Annotated in this window: 28 protein-coding genes; 22 read left to right on the top strand and 6 right to left on the bottom strand. The window is 50.4% G+C overall.

What is annotated here, in order from left to right; genetic code table 11:
- Position 1 precedes the first annotated feature (1 nt).
- The 4 genes from rsgA to spoVM all read left to right on the top strand — a co-directional run bounded on the left by rsgA (position 2) and on the right by spoVM (position 2,330).
- Positions 2-910, top strand: coding sequence for a ribosome small subunit-dependent GTPase A (gene rsgA, locus FS806_RS05090; protein WP_144933542.1), 909 nt, complete (start codon positions 2-4; stop codon positions 908-910).
- Entirely contained in the window at positions 910-1,575 is a 666-nt protein-coding gene (gene rpe, locus FS806_RS05085; RefSeq protein ID WP_144933541.1) for a ribulose-phosphate 3-epimerase, read from the top strand. Before rsgA ends, rpe begins: the two co-directional genes overlap by 1 nt.
- Positions 1,576-1,577: 2 nt before the next feature.
- Positions 1,578-1,850, top strand: coding sequence for a hypothetical protein (locus tag FS806_RS05080; protein WP_144933540.1), 273 nt, complete (start codon positions 1,578-1,580; stop codon positions 1,848-1,850).
- 399 nt (positions 1,851-2,249) lie between these two features.
- Positions 2,250-2,330, top strand: coding sequence for a stage V sporulation protein SpoVM (gene spoVM, locus FS806_RS05075; protein ID WP_010269764.1), 81 nt, complete (start codon positions 2,250-2,252; stop codon positions 2,328-2,330).
- Between the two features lie 70 nt (positions 2,331-2,400).
- Here spoVM and rpmB read toward each other — a convergent pair whose 3' ends face one another.
- Positions 2,401-2,589, bottom strand: coding sequence for a 50S ribosomal protein L28 (rpmB, locus tag FS806_RS05070; RefSeq protein WP_144933539.1), 189 nt, complete (start codon positions 2,587-2,589; stop codon positions 2,401-2,403).
- Positions 2,590-2,782: 193 nt separating this feature from the next.
- Here rpmB and FS806_RS05065 point away from each other — a divergent pair, with 193 nt between their 5' ends.
- The 7 genes from FS806_RS05065 (at position 2,783) to ilvN (ending at position 11,852) form a co-directional block, all read left to right on the top strand.
- Positions 2,783-3,142: an Asp23/Gls24 family envelope stress response protein gene (locus FS806_RS05065; RefSeq protein ID WP_144933538.1), complete on the top strand. Its 360-nt coding sequence runs from the start codon at positions 2,783-2,785 to the stop codon at positions 3,140-3,142.
- Positions 3,143-3,161: 19 nt separating this feature from the next.
- Positions 3,162-4,898: a DAK2 domain-containing protein gene (locus tag FS806_RS05060; RefSeq protein ID WP_144933537.1), complete on the top strand. Its 1,737-nt coding sequence runs from the start codon at positions 3,162-3,164 to the stop codon at positions 4,896-4,898.
- A gap of 37 nt (positions 4,899-4,935) precedes the next feature.
- Positions 4,936-5,793, top strand: coding sequence for a DegV family protein (locus FS806_RS05055; RefSeq protein ID WP_144933536.1), 858 nt, complete (start codon positions 4,936-4,938; stop codon positions 5,791-5,793).
- Between the two features lie 5 nt (positions 5,794-5,798).
- Positions 5,799-7,850, top strand: a complete 2,052-nt coding sequence (recG, locus tag FS806_RS05050; protein ID WP_144933535.1) for an ATP-dependent DNA helicase RecG — start codon at positions 5,799-5,801, stop codon at positions 7,848-7,850.
- A 335-nt stretch (positions 7,851-8,185) separates the two neighbouring features.
- Positions 8,186-8,473, top strand: a complete 288-nt coding sequence (locus tag FS806_RS05045; RefSeq protein ID WP_144933534.1) for a stage VI sporulation protein F — start codon at positions 8,186-8,188, stop codon at positions 8,471-8,473.
- Between the two features lie 1,154 nt (positions 8,474-9,627).
- Positions 9,628-11,373 (top strand): biosynthetic-type acetolactate synthase large subunit, encoded by a 1,746-nt coding sequence (gene ilvB / locus FS806_RS05040; RefSeq protein WP_144933533.1) that lies wholly within the window; start codon positions 9,628-9,630, stop codon positions 11,371-11,373.
- On the top strand, positions 11,370-11,852 hold the full coding sequence (gene ilvN / locus FS806_RS05035) for an acetolactate synthase small subunit (RefSeq protein ID WP_144933532.1): 483 nt from the start codon (positions 11,370-11,372) through the stop codon (positions 11,850-11,852). The genes ilvB and ilvN overlap by 4 nt, the downstream gene beginning before the upstream one ends.
- Before the next feature lie 64 nt (positions 11,853-11,916).
- Here ilvN and FS806_RS05030 read toward each other — a convergent pair whose 3' ends face one another.
- On the bottom strand, positions 11,917-12,156 hold the full coding sequence (locus FS806_RS05030; protein ID WP_144933531.1) for a ferredoxin family protein: 240 nt from the start codon (positions 12,154-12,156) through the stop codon (positions 11,917-11,919).
- Between the two features lie 291 nt (positions 12,157-12,447).
- Between FS806_RS05030 and FS806_RS05025 the strand changes: the two genes are divergently transcribed.
- From FS806_RS05025 to FS806_RS05015, 3 genes are all read left to right on the top strand, one after another.
- A complete protein-coding gene (locus FS806_RS05025) occupies positions 12,448-14,166 on the top strand; it encodes a putative bifunctional diguanylate cyclase/phosphodiesterase (RefSeq protein WP_144933530.1) in 1,719 nt (572 codons plus the stop codon).
- Positions 14,167-14,233: 67 nt separating this feature from the next.
- Positions 14,234-14,419, top strand: a complete 186-nt coding sequence (locus FS806_RS26055) for a hypothetical protein (RefSeq protein WP_222126587.1) — start codon at positions 14,234-14,236, stop codon at positions 14,417-14,419.
- Between the two features lie 81 nt (positions 14,420-14,500).
- Complete coding sequence (locus tag FS806_RS05015; RefSeq protein WP_144933528.1) at positions 14,501-15,553, top strand: serine hydrolase domain-containing protein; 1,053 nt, start codon at positions 14,501-14,503, stop codon at positions 15,551-15,553.
- Here the strand turns inward: FS806_RS05015 and FS806_RS05010 are convergent.
- From FS806_RS05010 to FS806_RS05000, 3 genes are all read right to left on the bottom strand, one after another.
- Positions 15,550-15,882 carry a YolD-like family protein gene (locus tag FS806_RS05010; protein ID WP_144933527.1) on the bottom strand — a complete coding sequence of 111 codons (333 nt, stop codon included), beginning with the start codon at positions 15,880-15,882 and terminating at the stop codon, positions 15,550-15,552. The two genes, FS806_RS05015 and FS806_RS05010, sit on opposite strands and share 4 nt — an antisense overlap.
- Complete coding sequence (locus tag FS806_RS05005) at positions 15,879-17,144, bottom strand: DNA polymerase IV (protein WP_144933526.1); 1,266 nt, start codon at positions 17,142-17,144, stop codon at positions 15,879-15,881. Before FS806_RS05005 ends, FS806_RS05010 begins: the two co-directional genes overlap by 4 nt.
- 225 nt (positions 17,145-17,369) lie before the next feature.
- Positions 17,370-17,738 carry a YhjD family protein gene (locus tag FS806_RS05000; protein WP_144933525.1) on the bottom strand — a complete coding sequence of 123 codons (369 nt, stop codon included), beginning with the start codon at positions 17,736-17,738 and terminating at the stop codon, positions 17,370-17,372.
- 333 nt (positions 17,739-18,071) lie between these two features.
- Between FS806_RS05000 and FS806_RS04995 the strand changes: the two genes are divergently transcribed.
- The gene (locus tag FS806_RS04995) at positions 18,072-19,559 is read left to right on the top strand and encodes an FAD-dependent oxidoreductase (protein ID WP_144933524.1); all 1,488 of its coding nucleotides are present in this window, start codon (positions 18,072-18,074) and stop codon (positions 19,557-19,559) included.
- A 173-nt stretch (positions 19,560-19,732) separates the two neighbouring features.
- Here the strand turns inward: FS806_RS04995 and FS806_RS04990 are convergent, their stop codons facing one another.
- Positions 19,733-20,440 (bottom strand): DNA alkylation repair protein, encoded by a 708-nt coding sequence (locus tag FS806_RS04990; protein WP_144933523.1) that lies wholly within the window; start codon positions 20,438-20,440, stop codon positions 19,733-19,735.
- A gap of 221 nt (positions 20,441-20,661) precedes the next feature.
- Between FS806_RS04990 and FS806_RS04985 the strand changes: the two genes are divergently transcribed.
- The 7 genes from FS806_RS04985 to FS806_RS04955 all read left to right on the top strand — a co-directional run.
- Positions 20,662-21,336 (top strand): hypothetical protein, encoded by a 675-nt coding sequence (locus tag FS806_RS04985; RefSeq protein WP_144933522.1) that lies wholly within the window; start codon positions 20,662-20,664, stop codon positions 21,334-21,336.
- The gene (locus FS806_RS04980; protein ID WP_186328216.1) at positions 21,317-21,841 is read left to right on the top strand and encodes an accessory gene regulator ArgB-like protein; all 525 of its coding nucleotides are present in this window, start codon (positions 21,317-21,319) and stop codon (positions 21,839-21,841) included. The genes FS806_RS04985 and FS806_RS04980 overlap by 20 nt, the downstream gene beginning before the upstream one ends.
- Positions 21,838-21,963, top strand: a complete 126-nt coding sequence (locus tag FS806_RS04975) for a cyclic lactone autoinducer peptide (RefSeq protein WP_144933520.1) — start codon at positions 21,838-21,840, stop codon at positions 21,961-21,963. Before FS806_RS04980 ends, FS806_RS04975 begins: the two co-directional genes overlap by 4 nt.
- A gap of 22 nt (positions 21,964-21,985) precedes the next feature.
- Entirely contained in the window at positions 21,986-22,318 is a 333-nt protein-coding gene (locus tag FS806_RS04970) for a LytTR family DNA-binding domain-containing protein (protein WP_144933519.1), read from the top strand.
- Positions 22,319-23,070: 752 nt separating this feature from the next.
- Positions 23,071-23,430 carry a sporulation histidine kinase inhibitor Sda gene (locus FS806_RS04965; protein ID WP_144933518.1) on the top strand — a complete coding sequence of 120 codons (360 nt, stop codon included), beginning with the start codon at positions 23,071-23,073 and terminating at the stop codon, positions 23,428-23,430.
- Positions 23,431-23,793: 363 nt separating this feature from the next.
- Positions 23,794-24,192, top strand: a complete 399-nt coding sequence (tnpA, locus tag FS806_RS04960) for an IS200/IS605 family transposase (RefSeq protein ID WP_144933517.1) — start codon at positions 23,794-23,796, stop codon at positions 24,190-24,192.
- An 11-nt stretch (positions 24,193-24,203) separates the two neighbouring features.
- The coding region (locus FS806_RS04955) for a helix-turn-helix domain-containing protein (RefSeq protein ID WP_144933516.1) at positions 24,204-24,295 on the top strand (92 nt) is incomplete at its 3' end.

Genomic DNA, 24,295 nt, shown 5'->3' with positions numbered 1-24,295 from the left:
GATGCCGCAAGGGATGATTGTCAAGGCGCTGAGCGGCTACTATTATGTGCTGCCGGACGGTCCGGCCCGCGAGGGCGACCGGATTCAATGCCGGGCAAGGGGGATCTTCAAGAAAAGGAATATAAGCCCTCTTGTCGGGGATCGGGTCGTGTACGGGCTGACGGAGAACGGGGAAGGAACGATAGACGAAATCCTCCCCCGTTCCACGGAATTGATCCGGCCGCCGGTAGCCAATGTGGAACTGGCCATTCTGGTTTTCTCTGTGGCCGAGCCCGCCATCAGCTTGCCGCTATTGGATAAATTTCTGGTTCATACGGAAAGTGCCGGACTGGAGACGGTGCTTGTGTTCACCAAGCACGATTTGCTTGCGGCCGGCACGGTTCATTCCGATTCGGGCTTCGGCGATATTCGAAGCCTGTACGAATCGATCGGCTATCCGATCGTGACGACCAGCGCGCTGGCCGGGTCCGGCCTGGAGGAGATCCGCACCCGCCTGCAGGGGAGGATCAGCGTCTTCGCCGGGCAGTCGGGTGTGGGCAAGTCCTCGCTGCTTAATGCGCTCGTGCCGGAGCTTCGTCTGGAGACGAGTGAAATCAGCCACAGATTGGGAAGAGGCCGGCATACTACCCGCCACGTGGAGCTGATTGCACTGGAGCCGGATGGCTGGGTAGCGGATACTCCCGGCTTCAGCCAGCTTGATTTCATGAATGTGGAAGCGGAGCAATTGGCGGATTGCTTCCGGGAATTCCGCAGCTATTCCGAAGGCTGCCGGTTCCGGGGCTGCTTGCACCAGCATGAACCGGGCTGCAAAGTCCGCGAGGCGGTCGATGCTGATGAAATCGCTTCTACGCGATACAATCATTACCTGACTTTCCTTACGGAAATCAGGGACAAAAAACGGAGGTATTGATGTTGGGGAAGCTGCGAATTGCACCATCCATTCTCTCCGCCGATTTCGGCCGGCTGGCAGAGGATATCGACATAGTGGAAAAGGGAGGGGCAGACTGGATTCATGTGGATGTGATGGACGGGCACTTCGTTCCTAATCTGACGCTCGGTCCCCTCATTGTGGAAGCGATCCGTCCGGGCACCTCTCTGCCGTTGGACGTCCATCTGATGATCGAGAAGCCGGAGCGCTACATTTCCGCCTTCGCCAAAGCGGGGGCGGATTACATAACCGTCCATGCCGAAACCTGTCCGCACCTCCACCGCACTCTTCATATGATCAAGGAGGAAGGGGCCAAAGCGGGAATCGCGCTGAATCCGGCCACTCCGCTGTCTGTTCTGGACCATGTTCTGGAGGAAGCGGACCTTATATTGATTATGACGGTCAACCCCGGCTTCGGCGGACAGCGCTTTATTCATTCCATGCTGCCCAAAATCAGTGAATTACGCCGCAGGATTGAACGGACCGGACGGGAGATCGCCCTCGAAGTCGACGGGGGGATCAACGAGGAAACGGCGCCGCTAGTGACTGAAGCGGGAGCCGACGTGCTGGTGGCCGGCAGCGCGGTATTCGGGATGCCGGACCGCGCCGCGGCGATCCGCCGCATTCGTTCGGCAGGGGAGCGTTAACGATGCGAAAATTGCTGCTGTTTCTGCTCAGTCTGGCTGCCGGTTGCTTAATGTCGGTTTTTGTCTTTATGTCCGGGTTTTATAAGCATTTTTTCTCGCTCGGTGCTGTCCTGATCGGGATTTATGTCTTTAAATCCTATGAAACGAAGGGACCGAAGATAGCCTTTATTTTGTTGACATTGGTATTTTCCTTCCTGCTGCCTCCTACCTACGTATTATTTGCTTATGCCAACGGATGGTATGTCCCGCCGCAATTTTTGGAAGGGGTACAGTGAAACAGCAGGAATCATGAGTCGAATAGCGGAATATACTGGGTTACAGAAGCCGGGTGGCTTTTGTAACCCCTTTTTATGCCCATTCGGAAGCTAAGCTGATGGCGGGCGAAGAGGAGTCTCTATTCGGATGGCTGTAAAAAGCATGAGTATGACCGGGGTCCCCGAAATTTGATTGACCGACGGGCTGTCGTCTATTGAATACCCGGCGAAGCCGTTATCCTCGCAGCGGGACACAAAAAAAACTGGAGCACTCAGGTTCGGCCAGGCACTTTTTGTCGTAGGCGGAATATAGTAATAGTAATGATTAGGCACAAGGAAGACGGGGATGGAAGCGGGCGGTGCCGTAAGAAGGATCGTTTCGAAGCCGTTTCGGTGACAAACTGGTTAGGAGGGGTAGGAATGAAATTTTATACGATCAAACTCCCGAAGTTTTTAGGAGGGTTTGTCAAAGCAATCCTGAATACTTTCAGCAAAAATTAATCATACCTTCTTTCGGGCGAAAAAAAAGCACCTCGTAAAAAGGTGCTTTTTGTCTATTAGAGCTTATTGATTATACGCGGGTAACTTTGCCGGATTTCAACGCGCGCGTGCTGACATAGACACGCTTCGGCTTGCCGTCCACGAGGATTCTTACTTTCTGCACGTTAACTCCCCAGGTACGTTTGGTTTTGTTATTGGCATGGGATACATGATGTCCCGATTTCGGCGATTTACCAGTAATGAAGCATTTGCGAGCCATGATTCCACCTCCTCTGACGCCTTCAAACAACGTCCACAATCATCAATCTCGTTAGATGAACATACTACAATATGATAGCATAGCAGAAAGTTGTCAGTCAACGGCAGAAAAACGCCGATTTGCATTTATTTCTTGTATTTATTATAGTACAATGAGACTTAGTCCCTAATATTTTCGGAAAAGGGTGGTTCACATGCCAATTAAAGTAGCTAACGAATACGGCAGCATTAATGTAGATGATCAAGTAATTGCCGTCATAGCGGGTTCCGCTGCTCTGGACTGCTATGGTCTCGTCGGCATGGCTTCCCGCAAGCAGTTGAAGGATGGTATCTCCGAGCTGTTGGGCCAGGAGAATTTAAGTCGAGGCGTGGAAGTGAGACGGGATCAGGACGAACTGCAAATTGACTTGTACATTATTGTCAGCTATGGAACTAAAATATCGGAAGTCGCTCATAACGTCCAGAACCGGGTGAAGTATGTGCTGAACGATATTGTGGGGCTTCAGGTTAATCATATTAATATATTTGTACAGGGAGTTCGTGTAACCCGCTAGCCCAGGAAGGAGAATTTGTTTGAGTAAGCGCTTTAATTTTCTAGACGGTACGGATTTTATTCATATGATGAGGTCCGGAGCTGCGCGGCTGCAGAGCAATGTCAGCATGGTAAACGCACTCAATGTATTTCCTGTGCCGGACGGCGATACCGGCACCAATATGAATTTAACGATGTCATCGGGCATCGAAGAGCTGCAGAGAAGGAAGAGCGATCATGTCGGCAAGTCGGCCGAGGCCCTTTCCAAAGGCTTGCTGATGGGGGCGCGCGGGAATTCCGGCGTCATCCTCTCCCAGCTTTTTCGCGGATTCGGCAAGTCGGTTCACGATCTGGACACGGTTAACGCACAGCAGTTCGCCCAGGCTCTCCAGCAAGGGGTGGATACCGCTTATCAGGCGGTGGTCAAGCCTGTGGAAGGCACGGTCCTGACCGTAGCCCGTGAAGCAGCCAAACATGCCTTGTCTTATGCACGGAGGACCGATGATCTGGCAGATTTGATGCGAGAAGTGCTGAACAAGGCGGAGGAGACGCTGAACCGGACTCCGGACATGCTCCCGGTGCTTAAACAGGTGGGAGTTGTAGATGCCGGGGGCAAAGGTCTCGTTTTGATCTATGAGGGAATGCTTGCCGCTCTTACCGGGGATTTCGATTACGATGCGGAACCCGAAGCGAGGGACAAGGCTGTTCAGCCTGCAGGACAATCGCTGCACGAGGCGGCTAATGCCCAGTCGAAGCTGGCCACGGAAGACATTGAGTTTGGTTACTGTACCGAATTCATGGTCAATCTTGTGCCGGGGAAGGTTCCCGGGTATCAGTTTGAGGAGAGCAAATTCCGCCGGGATCTGGAGAAATTCGGGGATTCCCTGCTCGTTGTGGCCGATGACGATCTGGTCAAAATTCATATTCATGCCGAATATCCGGGAGAAGTAATGAATTACGCCATGAATTACGGCGATCTGACCCGGATTAAAATTGAGAATATGCGCGAACAGCATTCCCATCTCCTTCACGCTGACGAATCCGACACGACCTATGCTTCGCCTAAAGCCGAAGAAGAGGAGAGACCCGCGGAAGAAGAAGTGGAGGCGGAAGAGCTCCGTCCATACGGTTTCGTCGCCGTATCCGTTGGGCAAGGAATATCCGACATCTTCGAAAGCTTGGGGGCGGATGAGATTATTGCCGGCGGCCAGACGATGAATCCGAGTACGGAGGATATCGTTCAAGCTATCCGGAAGGTGCCGGCGGAGACGGTATTTATTCTGCCCAACAATTCCAATATTGTGATGGCTGCCCAGCAGGCCAGAGACCTGGTGGAGGACAAGCAAGTCGTTGTGATACCATCGAAGACGATTCCGCAGGGAATGGCTGCGATGCTGGCCTTCCAGGAAAGAGCCGATGCCGATTCGAACGCGGCGGCGATGGAAGATGCCTTGAGTCGGGTCCGCTCAGGCCAGGTAACCCATGCGGTGCGTAATTCCTCCATAGACGGAATGGAGATTAACGAAGGGGATTTCCTCGGTATTCTCGATGGCAGAATTGTCAGCTCCAAGCCCGATCTGCTGGAAACCTGCAAGCAGCTGTTGGACGAGATGCTTAGCGAGGATGGAGAAATCGTCACGCTGTTGGCCGGAGAAGAGGCAACGGACGATTTGACATCCGCCATTCAAGCTTACTTGGAGGAAGCCTACCCGGAGGTGGAGATTGAAATTCATTCCGGGGGACAGCCGCTCTATTTCTATTTATTTTCCGTAGAGTAATGAACGTTTGATATCGATAAATGGGAAGGTGAACGGATTGAGTAAAGTTCGCATCGTAACAGACAGCACCGCGGATATTCCCGTGGAGGAGCGGGAGAGACTCGGAATAGAAATGGTGCCTCTCAAAGTGCATTTCGGGAATGATACCTATGTGGATGCGGTAACGATCCAATCGCAGCAGTTTTATGAATTGCTGGCCCAATCGAATACCCTGCCTACGACTTCCCAGCCTTCGCCCGTCGATTTTCTCGACATGTACAAGAAAATATTGGCCGAAGACCCCGAAGCACAGATTATTTCAATTCATCTGTCTTCCGCAATGAGCGGAACCTACCAGTCTGCGGTTCTGGCCAAGTCTCTGCTGGAGGAGCAGGCGGATATTACGATTATCGATTCGAAGTCCGCGTCCTACGGGTTCGGTCTGCTCGCTGTTGCGGCGGCAGAAGCGGCTCAGGCCGGCAAGAGCAAGGAGGACTGCCTGGAGTTAATCCGCAAGACGCGGGAAGGCACGGGCTTGTTCTTCCTGGTCGATACGCTGGAATATTTGCAGAAGGGCGGCCGAATCGGGAAAGCTGCGGCATTCCTGGGATCTCTATTAAATATCAAGCCGATTCTGTCGATCGATGACGAAGGCGAGGTTACTTCCATCGAGAAGGCCAGAGGACAGAAGAAGGCGATGGCCCGGATTATCGAACTGCTGAAGGAAAATGGATTTGCCGGGAAGGATGTGCGGGCGATTATTGCTCATGCCAACTCCCTGCCGGCGGCCGAGGAGTTGAGCTCGCTCATTCAAAGCCACTTCCAAGTGAAGCATTTGTCCTATACGTCGATTGGACCGGTCATTGGCACGCATGCGGGTCCGGGGACGGTAGCGGTATTCATGCTGCCGGTGTAGCCGTTATGGATCTCAGGGAATTGGCTGTCCGTCAAGTACGTGGAGTAGGTCCCCGCAAAGCGGAAGACCTTAAGGCGCTTGGCATAGAGTCAGCATACGACCTTCTGGAATATTTTCCTTATCGCTATGAAGATTACCATATCCGGGATTTGGCCGGGGTCAAGGACGGCGAGAAGATTACGATTGAGGGGACGGTATATGGGGTTCCCCTGTTACAGATGTATGGCCGCAAGAAGTCCCGCCTGGCCTGTAAAGTGTTGGTCGATCAGGTGGTGATTACGGCGGTCTGGTTTAACAGGCATTTTATCAAGGATCAGCTGACGTCCGGTACGAGGATTGTTCTCACCGGCAAGTGGGAGCAGGCCAGGCTGCAGATAACCGTTTCGGAGCACGAATTCCCAGATCGGGGCGGAGCTTCGCGAACAGGTACGCTGCAGCCTGTTTATTCGGTGGCCGGGCCGATCACCCAGAATTGGCTGCGCAAAGCTATCCGTCAAGTCTTGGCGGAATATGGGCAGTGGGTGGAGGAGATTTTGCCGGAGGAACTGGTCGCCCGCTATCGATTCATATCCCGCCGTGAGGCCTTCTCTCTTATCCACCAGCCGAAGGATTGGGAGGAGGGCAGGAAGGCGCGCAGACGGATCGTATATGAGGAGTTGTTTCTTTTTCAATTGAAAATGCAAGCTTTCCGTGCCTTGAACCGGGGGAAATCCGATGGGATCGCCCATCCAGTAGATTCCCAGGCGGTGAAGCAGTTCGTCCGCTCTCTGCCCTTCGTGCTTACCGATTCCCAGAAAACGGTAGTTTCCGAAATCCTGCAGGACCTTAAACAATCCTATGCGATGAACCGGCTTCTTCAGGGAGATGTCGGCTCGGGTAAAACGGTAGTGGCGGCCGTCGCTCTGTTTGCCGTGGTGAAGGCGGGGGCTCAGGGTGCGCTGATGGTGCCGACGGAAATCCTGGCCGAGCAGCATAAGCGGTCGCTGGAGAAGATGTTCGCCTCATACGGCATCGAGGTTACGCTGCTTACAGGAAGCCTTACCGAGAAGCAGCGGCGGGAAGCACTGGCCTCCATACAGATGGGGCTGACCGACATTGTCGTTGGCACCCATGCGCTGATTCAGGAGGACGTTGTCTTTCGCCGTCTCGGGTTGGTGATTACCGACGAGCAACACCGGTTCGGGGTCAACCAGCGGAGCATTCTGCGCCGCAAGGGGCTGAACCCAGATGTTCTTACGATGACGGCAACTCCTATCCCACGCACGCTGGCGATTACTGCCTTTGGCGATATGGACGTATCTACGCTCAAGGAGCTGCCCAAAGGCCGCAAGCCGATCAAAACCTACGCCGTACCCCACGATATGCTGGAGCGCGTACTGCGCTTTATCCGGAAAGAAGCGGCCGCGGGCCGTCAGGCCTACGTCATCTGTCCATTAATCGAAGAATCGGACAAGCTAGACGTGCAGAATGCGATTGATGTTCACGCACAGCTTACTTATCATTTTCCCGATTTGTCGGTTGGACTTCTGCACGGCAGAATGTCCAATCAGGAGAAGGAACAGGTTATGGCTGAGTTCAGCGATAACCGGATTCAGGTGCTGGTATCTACGACGGTCGTAGAGGTTGGAGTCGATGTCCCTAATGCCACTCTGATGGTGGTATACGATGCGGTCAGGTTCGGATTGTCCCAGCTTCACCAGCTCCGCGGCCGGGTCGGGCGGGGCGAGCATCAGTCTTATTGCATACTGATTGCCGATCCGAAGAACGAGGTCAGCCGGGAACGGCTCAAGGTCATGACGGAGACTAACGATGGTTTCGAAATCGCGCACCGGGATTTGGAAATCAGAGGGCCGGGCGATTTCTTCGGAACGAAACAAAGCGGCCTCCCCGAATTTAAGGTGGCGGATCTGATGAGCGACTATGAAATTCTGGAGTATGCGCGAGAAGACGCGGCCAAGCTTGTCGCCCAGTCGGAGTTCTGGACGGCTGCGCGTTACTTGCCGCTTCGCGATTACTTGCAGCGGGAGCAGGTCTTTGGCGGCCGCCCGTTCGATTAGAAGGGCAGGTTCGATAGAACGGCGGGACGGCTCCCGGCTCTAAGTATAGGTCAAATCTGTTTTTTCGGCCGAAGCTAATATGCGTCAATTTAACGGACACCAATGCACTTATTCGGGTCAAAACAAGCGAAATGAGCTTGGCGGCCAAAGAATAAAGTTATTGGTGTCCGTTGTCGTTGCACGTTTGTTTATGGTAATGATATAAGTTCATCTTCCTTAGCCAGTCGAAAAACGGGAGTGCGGGCGAAGAATGACGAACAAGATAGCGGGTAACAGGCACATTCGACGGAAAACCGACATAGAATAGAGAATGACTTTTCTGTGGAGGGGAGAAGATGAGCTACCAGCAATATGGCATTGACCGGGAATTGGTGGAACGCGTCAAGATGAAGATGAAGAATCCGTTGGTCAAGGAGCGTGTTAAAGCCGTGCTCCATGGAGTTAATAAACATGATCTTCAAGATCGTGCGAAGGTCAGAGGGCTGCTGAGCCGGATTGCCAAGGTGTTAGGCGAAAATTTGTCCGAGAAACAATCCAGTCAAATTGTTAATTTTGTCCTGGCGCAGAAAATAGATCCCAACAACACCTTTCATTTAATCAAATTATGGGGGATGTTTCGTTAACGATCTTTGCGGAATGAATAGGATTGACGAATTAAGGGAATTTTCTTATAATAGCTTTATTCATTCATATTGACAGCTATGAAGAGGTTATAGTGTTAAAGGCTCTTATGTTGCCAGAGAGCGGTGGAACGGCTGAAACCACTGCCATAATCCTTTAGACGATGTCGCCTCGGAGCTTTCCTTCCGAAACGAAGTGCAGTAGGAAGGAACGATTGGCACCCGTTATCGTGCATCGGTAGAAGCTTAAACCGGGTTAACCTCCGGGAGCAGCTTCGACCTGTCGAGTCCGGCATCGCAAGATGACGGTGAATTCGGGTGGTACCACGGAAGAGAGCCCCTTTCGTCCCGCTGCGCTTGAATAAGCGTGCGGACGGAAGGGTTTTTTTATTCATTTAGAATTTGTAATTCCATTCCGGGGGCTCCCTGCAATGTAGCGATTAAACCACTTTCGAAGTAATGTCAGGAGGAGCGGCCGAAGTTTAGACGGCGGCCCTGTCAGTTGTCGGACGGAATAAGCTTAGATGGCCATATGTCACATTGTGAGGGGCTTTATTTCGATCCGGACAGAGGAATAGCAGAACAAGCTGTGAAGAGGATAAAGTCGCAGAGGCTCTATGTACAGAGAGCGGCGGAGAAGCTGAGACCGCGCCATAATCCTTTACGACGATGTCACCTCGGAGCTTCATGCCCGAAGGTAGTAGGGCAAGACGGTTGGCACCCGTTACCGTGCCGGGTTGGAATCTTCATTCCTGTCGTGACGTCCGGCAGGGGCTGATTCCAACCCTTGGAGGCCGGAACTTGCGAAAGTGCCGGTAAATCCGGGTGGTACCACGGAAGCGAGCAATCCTTTCGTCCCGCAGCGCTTTAGAGCGCGGGGACGGAAGGTTTTTTTATAATTTGGAAAGTCGGCAAGAGCGGCAGCGCTCAGAGGAAGATTTAGACGTATTAAAGCGGGAACAAATTCCTGCGATTATACATCTATCTTGAATCGATCCCGAGCGCTCCAGTGAAAAGTCTGGGATAATACAGCAATTTCCGTATCAAGCCACCCTTTCGCCTCTCGGCACAACGTCCCACATTTAACCGACAGGTCGTGTATGTTTGTGGGGGCATTTTATCGATAAAAAACAGTATGAATGAGGAGGATGAGTTTCATGAGTATCGTTTATTCCGAGGCAGGCTCGACAGCGGATCTCCGCAACCGGCTGCTGCAGCCCGACCGTATTTCCGGTTCTGAAATTTTGTTAAGGTCTTTATTGCTTGAAGGGGTCGAGTGCGTATTCGGCTATCCCGGGGGCAACGTTCTCTACATTTATGATGCCATGCACGGCAATCCGGATTTCAAGCATCTGCTGACGCGGCATGAGCAAGGAGCGATCCATGCGGCTGACGGTTATGCCCGTTCCACCGGCAAGGTGGGCGTCTGCATCGCCACTTCGGGCCCCGGGGCGACCAACCTGGTCACGGGAATCGCTACGGCCTATATGGACTCCGTTCCTCTGGTAGTTATAACGGGTAATGTTCCGAGTCCGCTGATCGGTTCGGATGCGTTTCAGGAGGCGGACATAACGGGTATTACGATGCCTATTACGAAGCACAGCTATTTCGTCCGGAACGTTGAGGACCTGGCCCGGACGGTCCGGGAAGCCTTCTACATTGCCAATACAGGACGGAAGGGACCGGTGCTCATTGATATTCCCAAGGACGTATCCGCCGCTCTTGCCGAATTTGTCTATCCCGAGACGGTCAGCATCCGCGGTTATCGGCCGGTTGCAGAAGCGGACGAGGCCCAGATCGATGCATTGCTGGATGCCATTGAACAGGCGGAGCGCCCGGTCATTCTCGCGGGCGGAGGGGTAGTATACGCCGACGCCTCCGCCGAGCTGCTGGAATTCGTCAGCCGGACGGAGATTCCGGTGACGACGACGCTCCTGGGCTTGGGAGGCTTCCCGAGCGGGCATGAGCTGTCGATGGGAATGCCCGGGATGCATGGGACTTACACCGCCAATATGGCAATGACGGAGGCCGATTTGATCATTTCGATCGGAGCCCGGTTCGACGACCGGGTAACGATGAAATTGGACGGGTTCGCACCACACGCAGCGATTGCCCATATCGATATTGATCCGGCTGAAATCGGCAAGAATGTAAAGACGCAGTATCCGGTGGTCGGCGACATTAAGGCCGTATTGAACCTAGCGAACCGGAAGGCGAAGCGGGCGGCAAGAGCGGAATCGTGGCTCCGCCGCATCCAGCAGATGAAGATCGAATATCCTCTCGTCTACAAAGATTCGGAGCAAGAACTGAAGCCTCAATATGTGATTCAAATGATTGGAGAAATGACCGGAGGAGAAGCGATTGTCACAACCGATGTTGGACAGCACCAAATGTGGGCCGCTCAATATTTCCCGTTTCGGAGAGCTCGCTCACTGATTACATCCGGAGGCCTTGGAACTATGGGATTTGGCCTGCCTTCGGCCATGGGGGCCCAGATCGGTAATCCGGATAAACTGGTCATCTCCATCAACGGAGATGGAGGAATGCAGATGTGTGCCCAGGAGCTGGCAGTCTGCGCGATTCATCAGATCCCTGTTAAAATTGTCGTTATTAACAATGGGGTGCTGGGAATGATCCGGCAATGGCAGGAAATCGTATATGAAGGCCGGTTAAGCCATTGCGATCTGGCAGGAAGTCCGGACTTCGTCAAGCTGGCGGAAGCTTATGGGATCAAGGGACTGCGGGCGACAAGCAAAGAGGAAGCGCGGAGGGCATGGCAGGAAGCGATGGAAATCCCGGGGCCGGTGCTCATTGACTTTGTTGTCTCCCAGGAAGAATTCGTATTCCCGATGGTTCCTCAGGGCAAAGCCATTAACGAAATGATATTGGGGGGAGAACAGTGAACAAGCATACGGTATCCATTCTAGTCAATGATTTGCCAGGGGTACTGCAGCGCGTGGCCGGACTGTTCGGGCGCAGAGGTTTTAACATCGAGAGCATTACCGTAGGCACATCCGAAGAGCCCGGTTTGTCGCGGATGATTGTGGTGACCACAGGGGATGAACGGACGCTGGAGCAAATCAGGCAGCAGCTGCTGAAGCTGATTGACGTCCTGGAAGTAAGGCTGCTTAGCGCGAAGCCGATGGTGTCGCGGGAGCTCGCTCTTCTCAAAGTGAACGTGCAGCCGGCTGACCGTCCGGAGATCCTCGGGGTTGTCGAGACGTTCCGCGGTTCCGTTATCGACGTATCATCGGATACGATGGTTATCGAGATAGTGGGAGATGCGGACAAAGTCCAGGCGATGACGGAGCTAATGAGGCCATATGGCATTGTCGAGCTGACCTGTACCGGAGCGACCGCCATATCCAGAGGAACGCATTAACGGGTAAGATGACAAACTGCACAGACTTGTGAATCTGTGCAGTTTGTTTATGTGTACGATACTATTAATTATTTTGAAAAAATAGTCGGTTTTTCTCGATGAATTCCTTCTCGTCATCCGGTACATCATCTTCATGGAAAATAGCGGCTACTGGGCAAACGGCTTCACAAGCACCGCATTCGATACAGGTATCCGGATCAATGTAGTATTGATCTTCGCCTTCATGAATGCAGTCTACCGGACAGGATGTCACGCAGTCTGCGGCTTTTTCTCCGATACATGGAGAGGTGATAACGAAAGCCAATGTAATAACCTCCTCTTTTTAAAAAATGGTAAGTAGTATTAGCTATAAGAGAACCAGCGGTTAACTGGTAATCTCTGATTTTGCCTTACGTGTTTATTATCACTTTTTTTATATAACAAATCAACAGATTCATGGAGAAAGTATAAAGTCTTCGTAATATCCTTTAAAATCTATAAGAAAAAAGGGGGTATATTATTTTTTTGCATCGAAACCAATTAAAGCTTTGCTGCGTATATAAAGGGAGATGAAGGGAATGCCCGTTCCCTGAAGCAGGTTAGGGGGGAGGAACTCATGAACAGTCAAGAGAATCAGAAGGACTATCAATTTGAATTAAAAAGAACGGTCAAAGAGCTGCAGGATATTAAATATGCTCTGGATCAATCGTCTATTCTGGCGGTGACCGACCGGAAGGGCAAAATTATTTCGGTGAACGATCAATTTTGCCTGATTTCCAAGTACTCTAAAGAGGAACTGCTTGGACAAGACCATCGGATAGTTAATTCGGGGTATCACCCCAAGGAGTTCTTCACTAAGCTGTGGAGGACGATCCGCAGCGGTCGGGTATGGCATGGAGAAATTTGCAACCGGGCCAAGGATGGCAGCCTGTACTGGGTAAAGACAACAATTGTTCCTCTGCTTGATGACAAAGGCATTCCCTATCAGTTTATCGCTATCCGAAACGAAATAAGTGAATTGAAGCATGCTCAAGAGACGATCCGGCATATGGCGTATCATGATTCGCTTACTAATCTGCCTAACCGAAGAATGTTTCAGGAGCGTCTGACCGAGGAGATCGATAAGGCTAAAGAACAGGACCAGAAATTGGCTCTCTTGTTTTTGGATATAGACCGGTTCAAAACCTTGAACGACAGCTTGGGGCATACCGTAGGAGACATGCTGTTAATCGAAGTCGCAGAGCGGCTGGAGACGCTGTCTTTTGTCCGTTCGCGGCTGTTTCGTTGGGGCGGGGATGAGTTCACTATTTTGCTTCCGGTGCACAATAATGATGAGGCGCTACAGAAGAGCGCCGATATTTTGAGGCTGTTTGAAGGGAGTTTTATTATTCAGGGCCACGAATTTTTCGTGACGGTCAGCCTCGGCGTCAGTTTCTATCCGGATCATGGCGATGATATGGACTCACTGGTGCGGCATGCGGACGTTGCTATGTACCGGGCGAAGGAGTATGGCGAAAGCATGGTGACCGTTTACCAGACTGCCATGAATAAGGACTACGCATCCCTGCTGCTGATGGAAACGAAGCTGCGCAAAGCTATCGAGTCCGAAGGCCTGGAGCTCCATTATCAGCCGAAGATGGACATGCTGCAGGAGAATATCTACAGCATGGAGGCTCTTGTACGCTGGACCGATCCCGAGCTCGGCTCCATTCCTCCCAGCCAGTTTATTCCTTTGGCGGAGGAGCGGGGACTAATCTCCATTCTGGGCTATTGGACATTGAGGGCAGCCTGTCGCCAGAACAAGCAATGGCAGGAAGCGGGATTTCCGCCGATGCGTGTGGCGGTGAACATTTCCGCAATCCATTTCCAGCAAGCCGGTTTTGCCCGAAAAGTGAAGGAAATTCTGGAGGAAACCGGGCTTGAGCCGAAGTATTTGGAGCTGGAAATTACGGAAAACATTATGCTGCGGAATACGAAGCATTCCCTGGATGTGCTCAAGGAGCTCAAGCAGCTCGGTATATCGATTTCCATTGACGATTTCGGGACAGGCTACTCCTCATTAGGGTATTTGCGCCGTTTCCCGATTGATACGCTGAAAATTGATCAATCCTTCATCCAGTCACTGGGAGAAGAGAATAATGCGGCGATCATCAAGGCGATCATCTATATGGCACATGCCTTGAATTTGCGGGTGATTGCGGAAGGCGTAGAGGAGGAGGAGCAGCTTAAGTTTCTAACCAGGCATCATTGTGACGAGGTTCAAGGATATTTGATCGGCAAGCCGCTACCCGCGGTGGAATTTGCCCGATACATGCAATTGAAGGTGACCTCCTGACTATAGAAGCAGGATGAAATATACAAGTGCGGAGTTTCCGATGCAGAGGAAACTCCGCCTTCTGTTTATGGGAGCAGCCCGTCGTAAAAAAGCATTTAAAAAGGAAAACCATTTGTTTTCAGCGGAAGCAATTTTTGATAAAATGAAAAATGTAATAATTTACCTGTCCAACGATAAAGCATCACAGAAAGCCAACCCCTCGTTAAAGAGCGGCAAGAACCGGCGATTGTGCAGGTCTTTGCAGGGATTTTGATTAAAATGAGCCAAAGACATGCGAATGTGCAGGTAAATCCGGGAACCGTTGTCGGACAAACTCATAGGGGAGGAACAATGGATGACCATGACATTAACGGATATGGACCTGGCCAAATTTAATGCTCATATTGAAAGCCTGGTTGCCGAGGATCAATTCTCGGGGGCGGTATTGGTGGCAAAGCATGGAGAACCGGTTTACAAAAATGCTTTCGGCCTGGCGAACAAGGGATACGGCATTCCCAACCGAACGGATACCAAATTTAATCTCGGCTCGGTGAACAAGATGTTTACTGCCGTTGCCATCCTGAGGCTGGCTGAAGACGGCCTGCTGCATGTCCATGATTTGATTGGAAAATATTTGCCTCATTTTCCGCCGGAGCCGGCTAACAAAATTACGATCCACCATCTGCTGACGCATACGTCGGGAACCGGACTTTACTGGAATGATGAATATGAGGCCAGCTTCACGAAACTCAAAACCGTGGAGGATTACCTTCCGCTTTTTATCGAAGATCCTCTGTTGTTCGAACCGGGCACCCAATGGTTTTATAGTAATTCAGGGTATATCATTCTGGGTGCCATCATTGAGTCGGTTTCAGGGAAGGATTACTTTACATTTGTCAAAGAAAACGTTTATGGACCGGCCAATATGCCCGATACAGATTGTTATGATCTGGAGTACGATGTCCCCAATCTGGCTGCGGGTTATACTCGCGAAGGAACGAAGGAGGGGGAGCCTCGGCGCAATAACTGGTTCCTCCATGCCGTTAAGGGAGGCCCGGCCGGAGGGGGATATTCCACTGTGGAGGATTTGCTGCGGTTCGACATCGCCCTTCGCGGGAATAAGCTGCTGAGCCCGGAATGGACCGCTCTGGCCATAACAGACAAATTTCAGTCTTACGGACCGGATATGCAGAAGCACTATGGGTATGGCTTTATGGATATCCGGAAGCACGGAGAGCGGATCGTCGGTCATAACGGCGGATTTCCCGGTGTTAGCGCGCTTTTGAACATGTATATGCTTAGCGGTTATACATTGGTGATTTTATCCAACTACGATGCTCAGGGCACCATCGGAATCCACCGCAAATTCGAGGATTTGTTGTTTGGGAATGGTCAATACGAAAACTAACAGATTACATCTACAATATCCGCTACTTGGACCCACACAGAATCATCCCCGTGAGTGAATTGCACTCTTTTCTGCTGTTGGTCCATTCGTGTGACTTTCCCTGACAATTCCCGCCTATCCAATTCCCCGAACAATACCAGTATCACTTCTTTCCGGAGCTGCATGGATTCGGCGAGGATCATCGAAATTCGTTCGACTTCCTGCTCATCCAATTGGGGGCGTGTCTTTTTGCTTAAGTCTTGCCGCTGCCGCAGGTAGGCTTCCTTGTGCTCCGGGAGCATCATTCTTGAGGATTCAAACAACCCGTTTCCTTGCAGCTTCTTGCTCATTTATAATGGCCCCCGATTTTCAGTGATCTCTCCGCCGCCTGCCCGGCCGTTGTCAGGGAGGAGGCTCTCACGATGGCAGAACTGCCGTACCGGTCCTTAATGCGATCGGTTGCTAACTCTAAGGCTCTATTTTTGACCTGGTCCTCGAAAAAGGTGAGCTGATAAGACTGATCATCCGTCAGTTGGCTTAAGGTGACTCCGACCCGGCGAACCGGCATCGTGTTCCAAAATTTATAAAAAATCTTTTTGGCGATTTCAAATACAGTATTGGTGTGGTTGGTAGGGTCCGGCATCTTCATCTGGCGGGAAAATCCGGTCGGGGATTCGTAAGGGCTGCACATGCAGCTAACCGTGACGACGGAGCCCATGTATCCCTTGCGGCGGCAGTCGCGGCACACCTCCTCCGCCAACTCCAGCAAGATGGTATCCACTTCCCAGGAATCCGTGTAGTCTCTGGGCAAGGTCATCATGTGGCCTACGGACTTGGGAGCGGCGTTGAAGGTTCCCGGGGTTACCGGACTCTCATCCAGCCCATTGGCGGTTCGCCACAAGACCTCGGCATGGATATCCGACTGCTTGCCGAAACGGACCCGGAACATCTGCTGGAGCCTGGGCAGCGGGGTCTGCGCAATCTGGCCGATAGTCCGGATGCCGAGCCGGGCGAAGTGAGCGGTCATCCGCGAACCGACCCCGAACATTTGGTGAACCGGCTGAGGCCACAGCTTGTCTTCAATGCGGTCCCGAGGCAGAGTGAAGATGCCACTTTCATTTTTTTTCGCCCAGATATCGGTGGCGATTTTGGCCAGTATTTTATTGGAGCTGATTCCTATCCTGACCCATACTCCGGTTTGCTTCAGAACCTTCTGTTGGATGGACCTGGCGATGGTCTCGGGGTCTCCGAAGAGAGGGAGGCTCGCCGTAACGTCGAGAAATTGCTCGTCAATGCTAAAAACCTCGACCAGATCCGTAAACTCTTCATAAATCCTTGTAATCATCAGCGACGTATCAATGTATTCCTGCATTCGCGGGCGAATGACCACCAGATCGGGGCACTTCCCGATGGCTTCTCCCAGCCGTTCGGCCGTAGTGACGCCGTACCGCTTGGCAAGCGGACACGCGGCCAGAATGATTCCGGACCTGCGTGCCGGGTCCCCCGCCACAACGACAGGCCGGTCTTTGTATTCGGGATGCGCCGCTTTCTCCACGCTGGCGTAGAAGGATTGACAGTCTGCCAACATAACGACTCGGTTTTGTTTGTTCATAGGATACTCCTTATCTCTTGATGTCTGTACCTGGTAGTAGAACACAAGCTTCTGCACGAAGCCTGGCTAAACAGCAGTTGCATAAGGATATCACTTCCATAGCTTAGCGAAGTACTTTCTAGTGTGGGTAAAGCCTCCTTTAAAACGCGGTCTCATTCCCCCTTTATACTCCTGTTCTTATATTTCATCGGTAAACGCGCCTGTCCAAAGGACGGCGATAGCCGTTTATCCTTGTTTCCTCTCCAAAAGGCTGCTTAACTCCTTGTACAGCTCGGCTTTCACCAGGCTCCAAAGCATGGAAAAAGTATGATTGTACCCTTTGCATAGGTAATGGGCTTCGATTCCCAAGCGGGTGCGCTGCAGCTCGTAAACTTTGATTCCCCGGCGGCGCAATGCCTTGCGGATGTGCGCAAGATGGATCGATATCTGATCCTGGGCCTGCTTTAACTTTCTGACATAGACAGGGGACATCTTGAGCCGGGCCTTCTCCAGCACGGCAACGTCCCTTTCCAGTACGTCCAGAAGGATGGGCAGCAGGGTGTATTCTTTGATTAATTGAAGCTCTTCTTCTGTCTCCAGAGTCGCCTTATTCATCGAGGGACCCTCCTTAGGACAGAAGTCAGGAGATAAAAGTCACAATGACCCGCAGGTGGGTTAATGGCCATAACAAACTCTCCCCTTTTACAGAACATATGTTTCTATTTTATGATTATTATATGGCGAATATACGTTCTTGTTCAAGTGGAAAAAAATATTCTTCGAATATGCTTGCACAACGAATGGAACCGGATTGCGGTCCCTGTTGAAAACGGCGGGGAGGGAGACCGCTCGCCCAGGCCGGATCGTTCGCTGGAAATCAGGCGCCGGATTTGCTATCCTTTTGCATAGTTGTACCAAGAGAGAGTGAACAGGGAGAGGGGATTTGGAGTGAAACGTGTCGTGTGGCTGTTGTCGCTTGTCGTACTGCTTGTTGCCGGTTGTGAAGGAGAGAAGAAGCCTGGGGGCAAAGACCGGGGCTCGGACCCGGATATCGTGCTGATCGGTTCCGAAATAGAAGGGATGTATCTGGCCCGGGCGGCTGCGGATGAAGGGCTTAACGTGATGGTTCTCGATCCGCGGAAGCAGCCGGGCGGACAGCTGATTCAGGGAGAGATGCTGTATTTGGACGAGCCCTTCGATGATGCCGGCCAATCGCTGCTGCAAGGGCGCGTCAAGGAGCTCTTTGATCGTTATAAACAAGGGGAAATCCGCAAGAAAGAAGAGTTCGTGGACTATTTCCAATCGATTGCCGAAGGGATACCGATCGAATCGGGAATCCAGATTGTGAAAATCGATAGCGAGCCGGATGCCCATTCCAAGCAAACAATCAAATCGCTCACCTACCGGACTGCAGGCGGGGAAGAGAGGACGGTGTCTGCCAAGTATTGGGTGGAGAATACGGATTTCGGCGCCCTGTCCAGCCGATTGGAGACGACGCGGATTCCAGGAATCGAGACGGTGTTCGGCGGGGAAGCGACGGATTATATGGCCGCATCCATCATGATGAAATTCCGCCAGGTGGATTGGGAGAAGTTTGCCGGAGAAATAAATAGTCTGAGCCAGGATAAGAAGGAAGAAATCTACGGTTCGAACACCTATCTCACCGGGACGTTTGCTTACGGATTCGGAAATATTGGGAAAAGCTATTCATCCAGCCAGAAGGATGTGTTCCTGCGCGGATTAAACATCATTAATCAGCGGGATGGGGAAGCGCTGATTAACGCCCTTCTTGTTTTCAATGTAGACCCGTCCGATGATCGGCGGATTCAGGAGGCGCTGGAAGCCGGGAAGACCGAAACGGACCGGGTGGTCAAGCACCTGCGGCAGCAGCTGCCGGGATGGGAGAAGGCCGAGGTCAATGGCTATCCCGATTACCTCTATATTCGTGATTCGACCCGCTACGAAACGGAATATGTTCTGCAGGCGACGGATCTGTTGGGCGGAGCCATGTTTTGGGATAACGTAAGCATAGCGGGCTATCCGATTGATCTTCAGGGCAACCAGGCGAATCCATGGGGGACAAGCACGGGCAAGCCCGATAAATATGGGATGCCGCTGCGGGCATTCCAGTTAAAAGGCTATTCCAACGTGCTCACGGCCGGGAAGAATGTCGGGGCATCCGCAGTAGCTTATGGAAGCGCCCGAATCCAGCCGAATACTTCGCTGGCCGGGGAAGTGATCGGGATTATTCTCGGCCAGATCGACGGCAAGAGCGAACTGGCAGAGCTTTCGGAGAAGGACATGGAGAAGCTTCATCAATATATCAAGAAGAATTATGATATTACCTTAAGCGGAGTGCAGGCCAAAAATAAAATCGGCCGCTATTCGGAGGAGCAGCTCGAACTGATTAACAGAGGAAAATTGGCGGTGGAGTAACGGCCGCTGCAATCTTATGTAAAATAAGATTTGGAGGATCTTGCCGATGCCTCGGCTGGGGATGACATGCTCGCAGAACAGTCACCCTGGCCGGCAACCGGATGATCGAGCAATTTGATAAAGGCCGGCCGACCGTTTAAGGTTGGCTGGCCTTCCTTTGAGCAAAGTCCCGTTTAACAGATACAGGTTTTTTTCTTGACTCCGATCCTTCCCTTGGCTTTCACCTTTTCGATATAATCCGCAGCCAAAGGCACTTTACACGCGGTCTGTCCGACATCGACATGAACCTTCCCTATGTTCCCGGAGACCTCCAGAGCCTCTTCATGAAGCCCCGCCACAAAGCTTCCGACGGCAATGACAAAGTTGTTCATCGTATATCGGACACGGTTCCTTTCCTGATGAATCGTCTTCTCCACCTGCTTTAATAGACGGCGGATTTCAGCGAAATCAAGCTGTTCGTCAGGAGTAACGGACAAGTAAGACGTATAGGTGCTCCAGCCGCAGGAGGCGACGGTTTCCTCCGTTGACGCCATCCATTCCCTGGCCAGATCCAGCGCATAATGGCTCTCGGCAGCTACGTTGGCCACCGTGCATTCGGCAAGCATATGCCAGTATGCTCGCTCTACCCAATTTTGCAGCTGTTCCCGGGTCATGGCTTTCGGATCGACGGAAAGCCCTGCGAGATACATAGCATCATGATTTCCAGTATCGTATAGGGCCAAGGCCAGAGCCTGATCTTTCTTGACCTGCTTGACCAACGGCTTTAAATCCCCTATTTTAACGCCGAAGAGAGGTTCCTTCGCCCCATGCCGGGAGAATGTCTTCTTGGTTTGCTCGGTTCCGAGAAGCTTGAGCTGATCCATAACTTCATCCAAAGTCATCTTTTTACCCGCTTTCTATCCATTCCATAGACGGTTTTTATAGGAAAATCGTCACTCCATAGCATAATAGGATTATACTACTAACCGAAATGTCGGAAAAGAGGCAGAAAAAGGCGGTTTTACACTGAAAGAACGGGAAAGGCTATTGTAGAAACATCTTCCATCTAGTATATTGGATATAGAAAAAAGTCGAACTTTGTCGGCAGCGGGAGTGTTTCAGGTTGATGGACTTATGGCTGTATATCGGTTTCTCCATGCTGGAAACTTATGCCATGTTTTATCTGATTTTTAAACTGTTTAAAATTGATTTATTCCCTAAAGAAATGATCTTCGCGAGTATCATTATGTCGTTCATTTCTTACGTATTAAGAACAGTTTATGAGTTGCCGCAAGCGGATGTTGTCGTGCAAGTTCTTCTCATGTTTTCTTTTATATGGCTGCTCTTTAAAATTCATGTTTTTTATGCTGTTATTTTGACGGGAATGGCGTATCAGGCTTACATGCTGATTCAAACACTCTATTATTTCATTATGGATAGCGCCGGACTGTTTGATAGCGGTACTATTCCTTATATTTTAAGCATAAGCACGTTTATTTTGCAGGCGCTTTCTGCGGCCACGGCTATCGGAGCGGGTTATATCCTATCGGTGAAGCGCAAAGGCTTCGATTTCGTGCCGGACAAGCCCAGCGGGAAAATAGCGGTTAAGACATGGGAAAAGGTTTTGTTAATATTGAACATTCCTTCCGTCGTGATCGTTCTGCTGACGATGTATTTTGCCAACTACCTATCGGGTTTGTTTTTTCTAGTGCCAACTGCCAATGCAGTCATTCTATATGGGTACTTATACGTTTCTTATAAAAAGGATAGAGGCGAAGATGAACACTTTAGCATATAGAATTGCCGTGGCGATCAAGAAGGCCGATCCGGACCGCACTCACTCCATTGAGGTCATGCAGTATTCGTTAGGCATTCTGCTTAATACCGGATTGATTGTCGCAACTTCGTTGTTAATCGGATGGTCTACCGGCGAGTTGGCATCTACACTGCTGGTCCTGATCGGTTTAGGCAGTCTAAGAATGGCGTCGGGCGGCACCCACTTCAAGTCGGTGTGGGCTTGCAATATCGTCTCGGTGCTGCTGTGTGCCGGAATTCCGCATGTGCCCGTCTATCCGGAAACGCTGCTCTTCCTGATTAATCTCACGAATCTGACCGTTATGATCACTTTTGCCCCGCGTCCGGATGCTAACGTCGCTATTCCCGCCAAGATGTACCCTTTATTAAAATGGATTTCCATAGGTTTGGTCGGCTCCAACTTCATTATTGGCTCGCATGTTATTGGATTGGCCTTTCTGGTCCAGTCCTTAACAGTTATACCATGGAGAAAGGGGGGAACGCTATGAGACAAATGGCAGCCCGGTGCGCGTCTTCCGTCCTGGCTTCTTGCGCAGTCGTGTTTGCAGCAATCCTTAAACCGATGTTTCACAGCCCGCAAGCGCCTAAAGAGCTTATGAAAAAGCAGTAAAGGATAGTAAGGTGGGGAGTACATGCGTGTTCTGAAAAATGACGGTTCTTCTTGTGAAATCCAGGAGGAAGAAATATTGTATTTCTCCAATCATAAAAATACAATATACGTCCATACTAAAGAAGGCGAATTTGTCGTCCCCACCACTCTCTCCGATCTTTATGCCGCCTATCATTCGAGCGGTTTTGAGAGATTGGATCGCTCCAACGTCGTTAATCTCAAGAATGTGTCCGGTTACGATTCCGAGCGAAAGATCGTCAGCTTCGAGGGAGCCGGTACCTTCGCAACCGTTTCCGAATCGAATGAAAAGCGGATCAAAAGATATATGGAGGAAAACAAGAAGAGCTCGACCTGAAACAGGTCGGGCTCTTTTTTAAAAATAAAAGAAAGTATAAGTTTCGAGAGCTTATTTAGTTCCTTATTTAAAACCGAACGTTTTGGCGGATAGCTCTTCTTTCAATCAAGGGGCTGCCCCAAAATCCAGTTTGCGATTTTTCAGCACCGCTAGCACCGGAATTTTCCCCCTATTCTAAAGCGATAATGCACGTCTTTTTGGAGAAAAGTCGCCACATACCTGATTCTAAAGCGATAATGCAGGTCTTTGGAGCGATTTTTTGCGAAATGGCCCCATTTTTTGAAAAAGACCTGCACATTTGAGCGTCTTTCGCCTTCTTTTTGGAAAAGGGCACGATTTTAATGTATTTTTGCTCGTCTTTGCGATGTCTTTACCGACCCGGATGCGATGTTGGTTTTCCCTCAGGTCTCCTTTAAAACCGGGTTATTCGTCTTCGAAGAGGCTCCGTTAGGAGCTTTTTTTACCATAATAGAATTTATAAGTTATGCGTCCTGAATAACTTCAAATTCTATTTGGCGATAAAAACATCCTTTAAACGCGGTCGCTCATCCATGAAATACTCCGATACGAGTTTTTCTCATTGGCGCTGTTTGATTTTTTTCGAAAGCAAAGGAAATATTATTGCATATTTTCCACAATATGTAAAGGTTTTTTTGGAGCGCGAAACGGTAAAGACGGGACGATGGGCTCATGTTATGCTAGGACTAAGTAAAAGATACCAGAAAGAAATTTCCCGAAGGGAGAGGGGTTAAGTGTCTGGTGGAAAGTATGTTCAGACGCCGGATAACGAGAGAGAGACCGCAGGGAACGTCGGGGAGGAAGACATCATGACCGATGTTGCCGAAGCCTCCAAGAAAACGATACAAGCATCTTGGAAAAATATAACGAATCATTTCCATGCCGTTAAGTCATATGATTGGGTGGAGGTCATCAGGAATCACTATAATCGTTCTCCAAGGCCATCGGCTTTGGAAACGCTGGACAGCAAAGAATTGCTGAATATTTACCGGCAGGCTGTGGCAGCCAACACGTCCAAGGAATTTATCGAATTGATTGTGGACACGCTGCGCGGAAGGAACGTAGACGTCGTTAAAGCGATGAACAGCCGGTAGCATGGTACGAAGCTACGAATCCACATCCCCAATAAGGATAAGCGGCACGAAAACGAATGCCGCCCACGCGCCGCTTTTGCCGCGCTATTTTTTTTGCGAAATTTGTCTAAAAAACAGCTTTCGGTCCGATTATTCTCCTTTACCAGAGGGTTTTCTCCCTATTCGGCTCGTTGCGTTCCGGGAATCTATCAGGTACTATATTTTAACCTTCCTCCGAAAGAAGTCTCCCACTTCTAAACGTGAAGGTGCTTTTAGCACCAGTGAAAGTGGGAGATGAATTACAGGTTAGGCGTAGCCTAAAGTTGTCTCTTTTTTTGTACCATGATATAATCAGTCTTAGATGAAAGAAAGGCTGTTATGTAAATGAAATTAGACAATAATAATCATTCAGTATTCCTATTGTATTTTCATCTTGTTCTGGTCATAAAATATCGCAGAAAAGTGATGGATGATACCATATCTGACTATGCAAAAAATATGTTTGTTCGATTGGGCGAACGTTACAATATTTCCTTAGTCGAATGGAATCACGATATTGACCATGTGCATATTTTGTTCAAAGCACATCCGAATACTGAAATGTCAAAGTTCATCAATGCCTATAAAAGTGCAAGTTCACGACTTATCAAAAAGCATTTTCCACAGGTGAAAAAGAAACTGTGGAAAGAGAATTTTTGGTCAAGGAGTTTTTGTTTGCTTACAACAGGTGATGCTCCCATTGAAGTGATAAAAAAATATATAGAAAATCAAGGTGTAAAGTGAGGTGATTCGATATGGCAAACAAAGCATATAAGTTCCGTCTGTATCCCACGCAAGAACAAGAGAAACTCCTTGCCAAAACCTTCGGTTGTGTTCGTTTCGTCTA

Source organism: Paenibacillus sp. 32O-W (assembly GCF_007679495.1).
Lineage (GTDB): Bacteria > Bacillota > Bacilli > Paenibacillales > NBRC-103111 > Paenibacillus_L > Paenibacillus_L residui.
The sequence above is the reverse complement of the archived record's forward strand: the minus strand, read 5'-3'. Positions and strand labels throughout refer to the sequence as shown.

What these genes read in the sequence shown, in the direction of transcription:
- rsgA (WP_144933542.1), top strand. Translation starts at nt 2, where the DNA reads ATGCCGCAAGGGATGATTGTCAAGGCGCTGAGCGGCTACTATTATGTG.
- rpe (WP_144933541.1), top strand. Translation starts at nt 910, where the DNA reads ATGTTGGGGAAGCTGCGAATTGCACCATCCATTCTCTCCGCCGATTTC.
- FS806_RS05080 (WP_144933540.1), top strand. Translation starts at nt 1,578, where the DNA reads ATGCGAAAATTGCTGCTGTTTCTGCTCAGTCTGGCTGCCGGTTGCTTA.
- spoVM (WP_010269764.1), top strand. Translation starts at nt 2,250, where the DNA reads ATGAAATTTTATACGATCAAACTCCCGAAGTTTTTAGGAGGGTTTGTC.
- rpmB (WP_144933539.1), bottom strand. Translation starts at nt 2,589, where the DNA reads ATGGCTCGCAAATGCTTCATTACTGGTAAATCGCCGAAATCGGGACAT.
- FS806_RS05065 (WP_144933538.1), top strand. Translation starts at nt 2,783, where the DNA reads ATGCCAATTAAAGTAGCTAACGAATACGGCAGCATTAATGTAGATGAT.
- recG (WP_144933535.1), top strand. Translation starts at nt 5,799, where the DNA reads ATGGATCTCAGGGAATTGGCTGTCCGTCAAGTACGTGGAGTAGGTCCC.
- FS806_RS05045 (WP_144933534.1), top strand. Translation starts at nt 8,186, where the DNA reads ATGAGCTACCAGCAATATGGCATTGACCGGGAATTGGTGGAACGCGTC.
- ilvB (WP_144933533.1), top strand. Translation starts at nt 9,628, where the DNA reads ATGAGTATCGTTTATTCCGAGGCAGGCTCGACAGCGGATCTCCGCAAC.
- FS806_RS05025 (WP_144933530.1), top strand. Translation starts at nt 12,448, where the DNA reads ATGAACAGTCAAGAGAATCAGAAGGACTATCAATTTGAATTAAAAAGA.
- FS806_RS26055 (WP_222126587.1), top strand. Translation starts at nt 14,234, where the DNA reads ATGGGAGCAGCCCGTCGTAAAAAAGCATTTAAAAAGGAAAACCATTTG.
- FS806_RS05015 (WP_144933528.1), top strand. Translation starts at nt 14,501, where the DNA reads ATGACCATGACATTAACGGATATGGACCTGGCCAAATTTAATGCTCAT.
- FS806_RS05010 (WP_144933527.1), bottom strand. Translation starts at nt 15,882, where the DNA reads ATGAGCAAGAAGCTGCAAGGAAACGGGTTGTTTGAATCCTCAAGAATG.
- FS806_RS05005 (WP_144933526.1), bottom strand. Translation starts at nt 17,144, where the DNA reads ATGAACAAACAAAACCGAGTCGTTATGTTGGCAGACTGTCAATCCTTC.
- FS806_RS05000 (WP_144933525.1), bottom strand. Translation starts at nt 17,738, where the DNA reads ATGAATAAGGCGACTCTGGAGACAGAAGAAGAGCTTCAATTAATCAAA.
- FS806_RS04990 (WP_144933523.1), bottom strand. Translation starts at nt 20,440, where the DNA reads ATGACTTTGGATGAAGTTATGGATCAGCTCAAGCTTCTCGGAACCGAG.
- FS806_RS04980 (WP_186328216.1), top strand. Translation starts at nt 21,317, where the DNA reads ATGAACACTTTAGCATATAGAATTGCCGTGGCGATCAAGAAGGCCGAT.
- FS806_RS04975 (WP_144933520.1), top strand. Translation starts at nt 21,838, where the DNA reads ATGAGACAAATGGCAGCCCGGTGCGCGTCTTCCGTCCTGGCTTCTTGC.
- FS806_RS04970 (WP_144933519.1), top strand. Translation starts at nt 21,986, where the DNA reads ATGCGTGTTCTGAAAAATGACGGTTCTTCTTGTGAAATCCAGGAGGAA.
- tnpA (WP_144933517.1), top strand. Translation starts at nt 23,794, where the DNA reads ATGAAATTAGACAATAATAATCATTCAGTATTCCTATTGTATTTTCAT.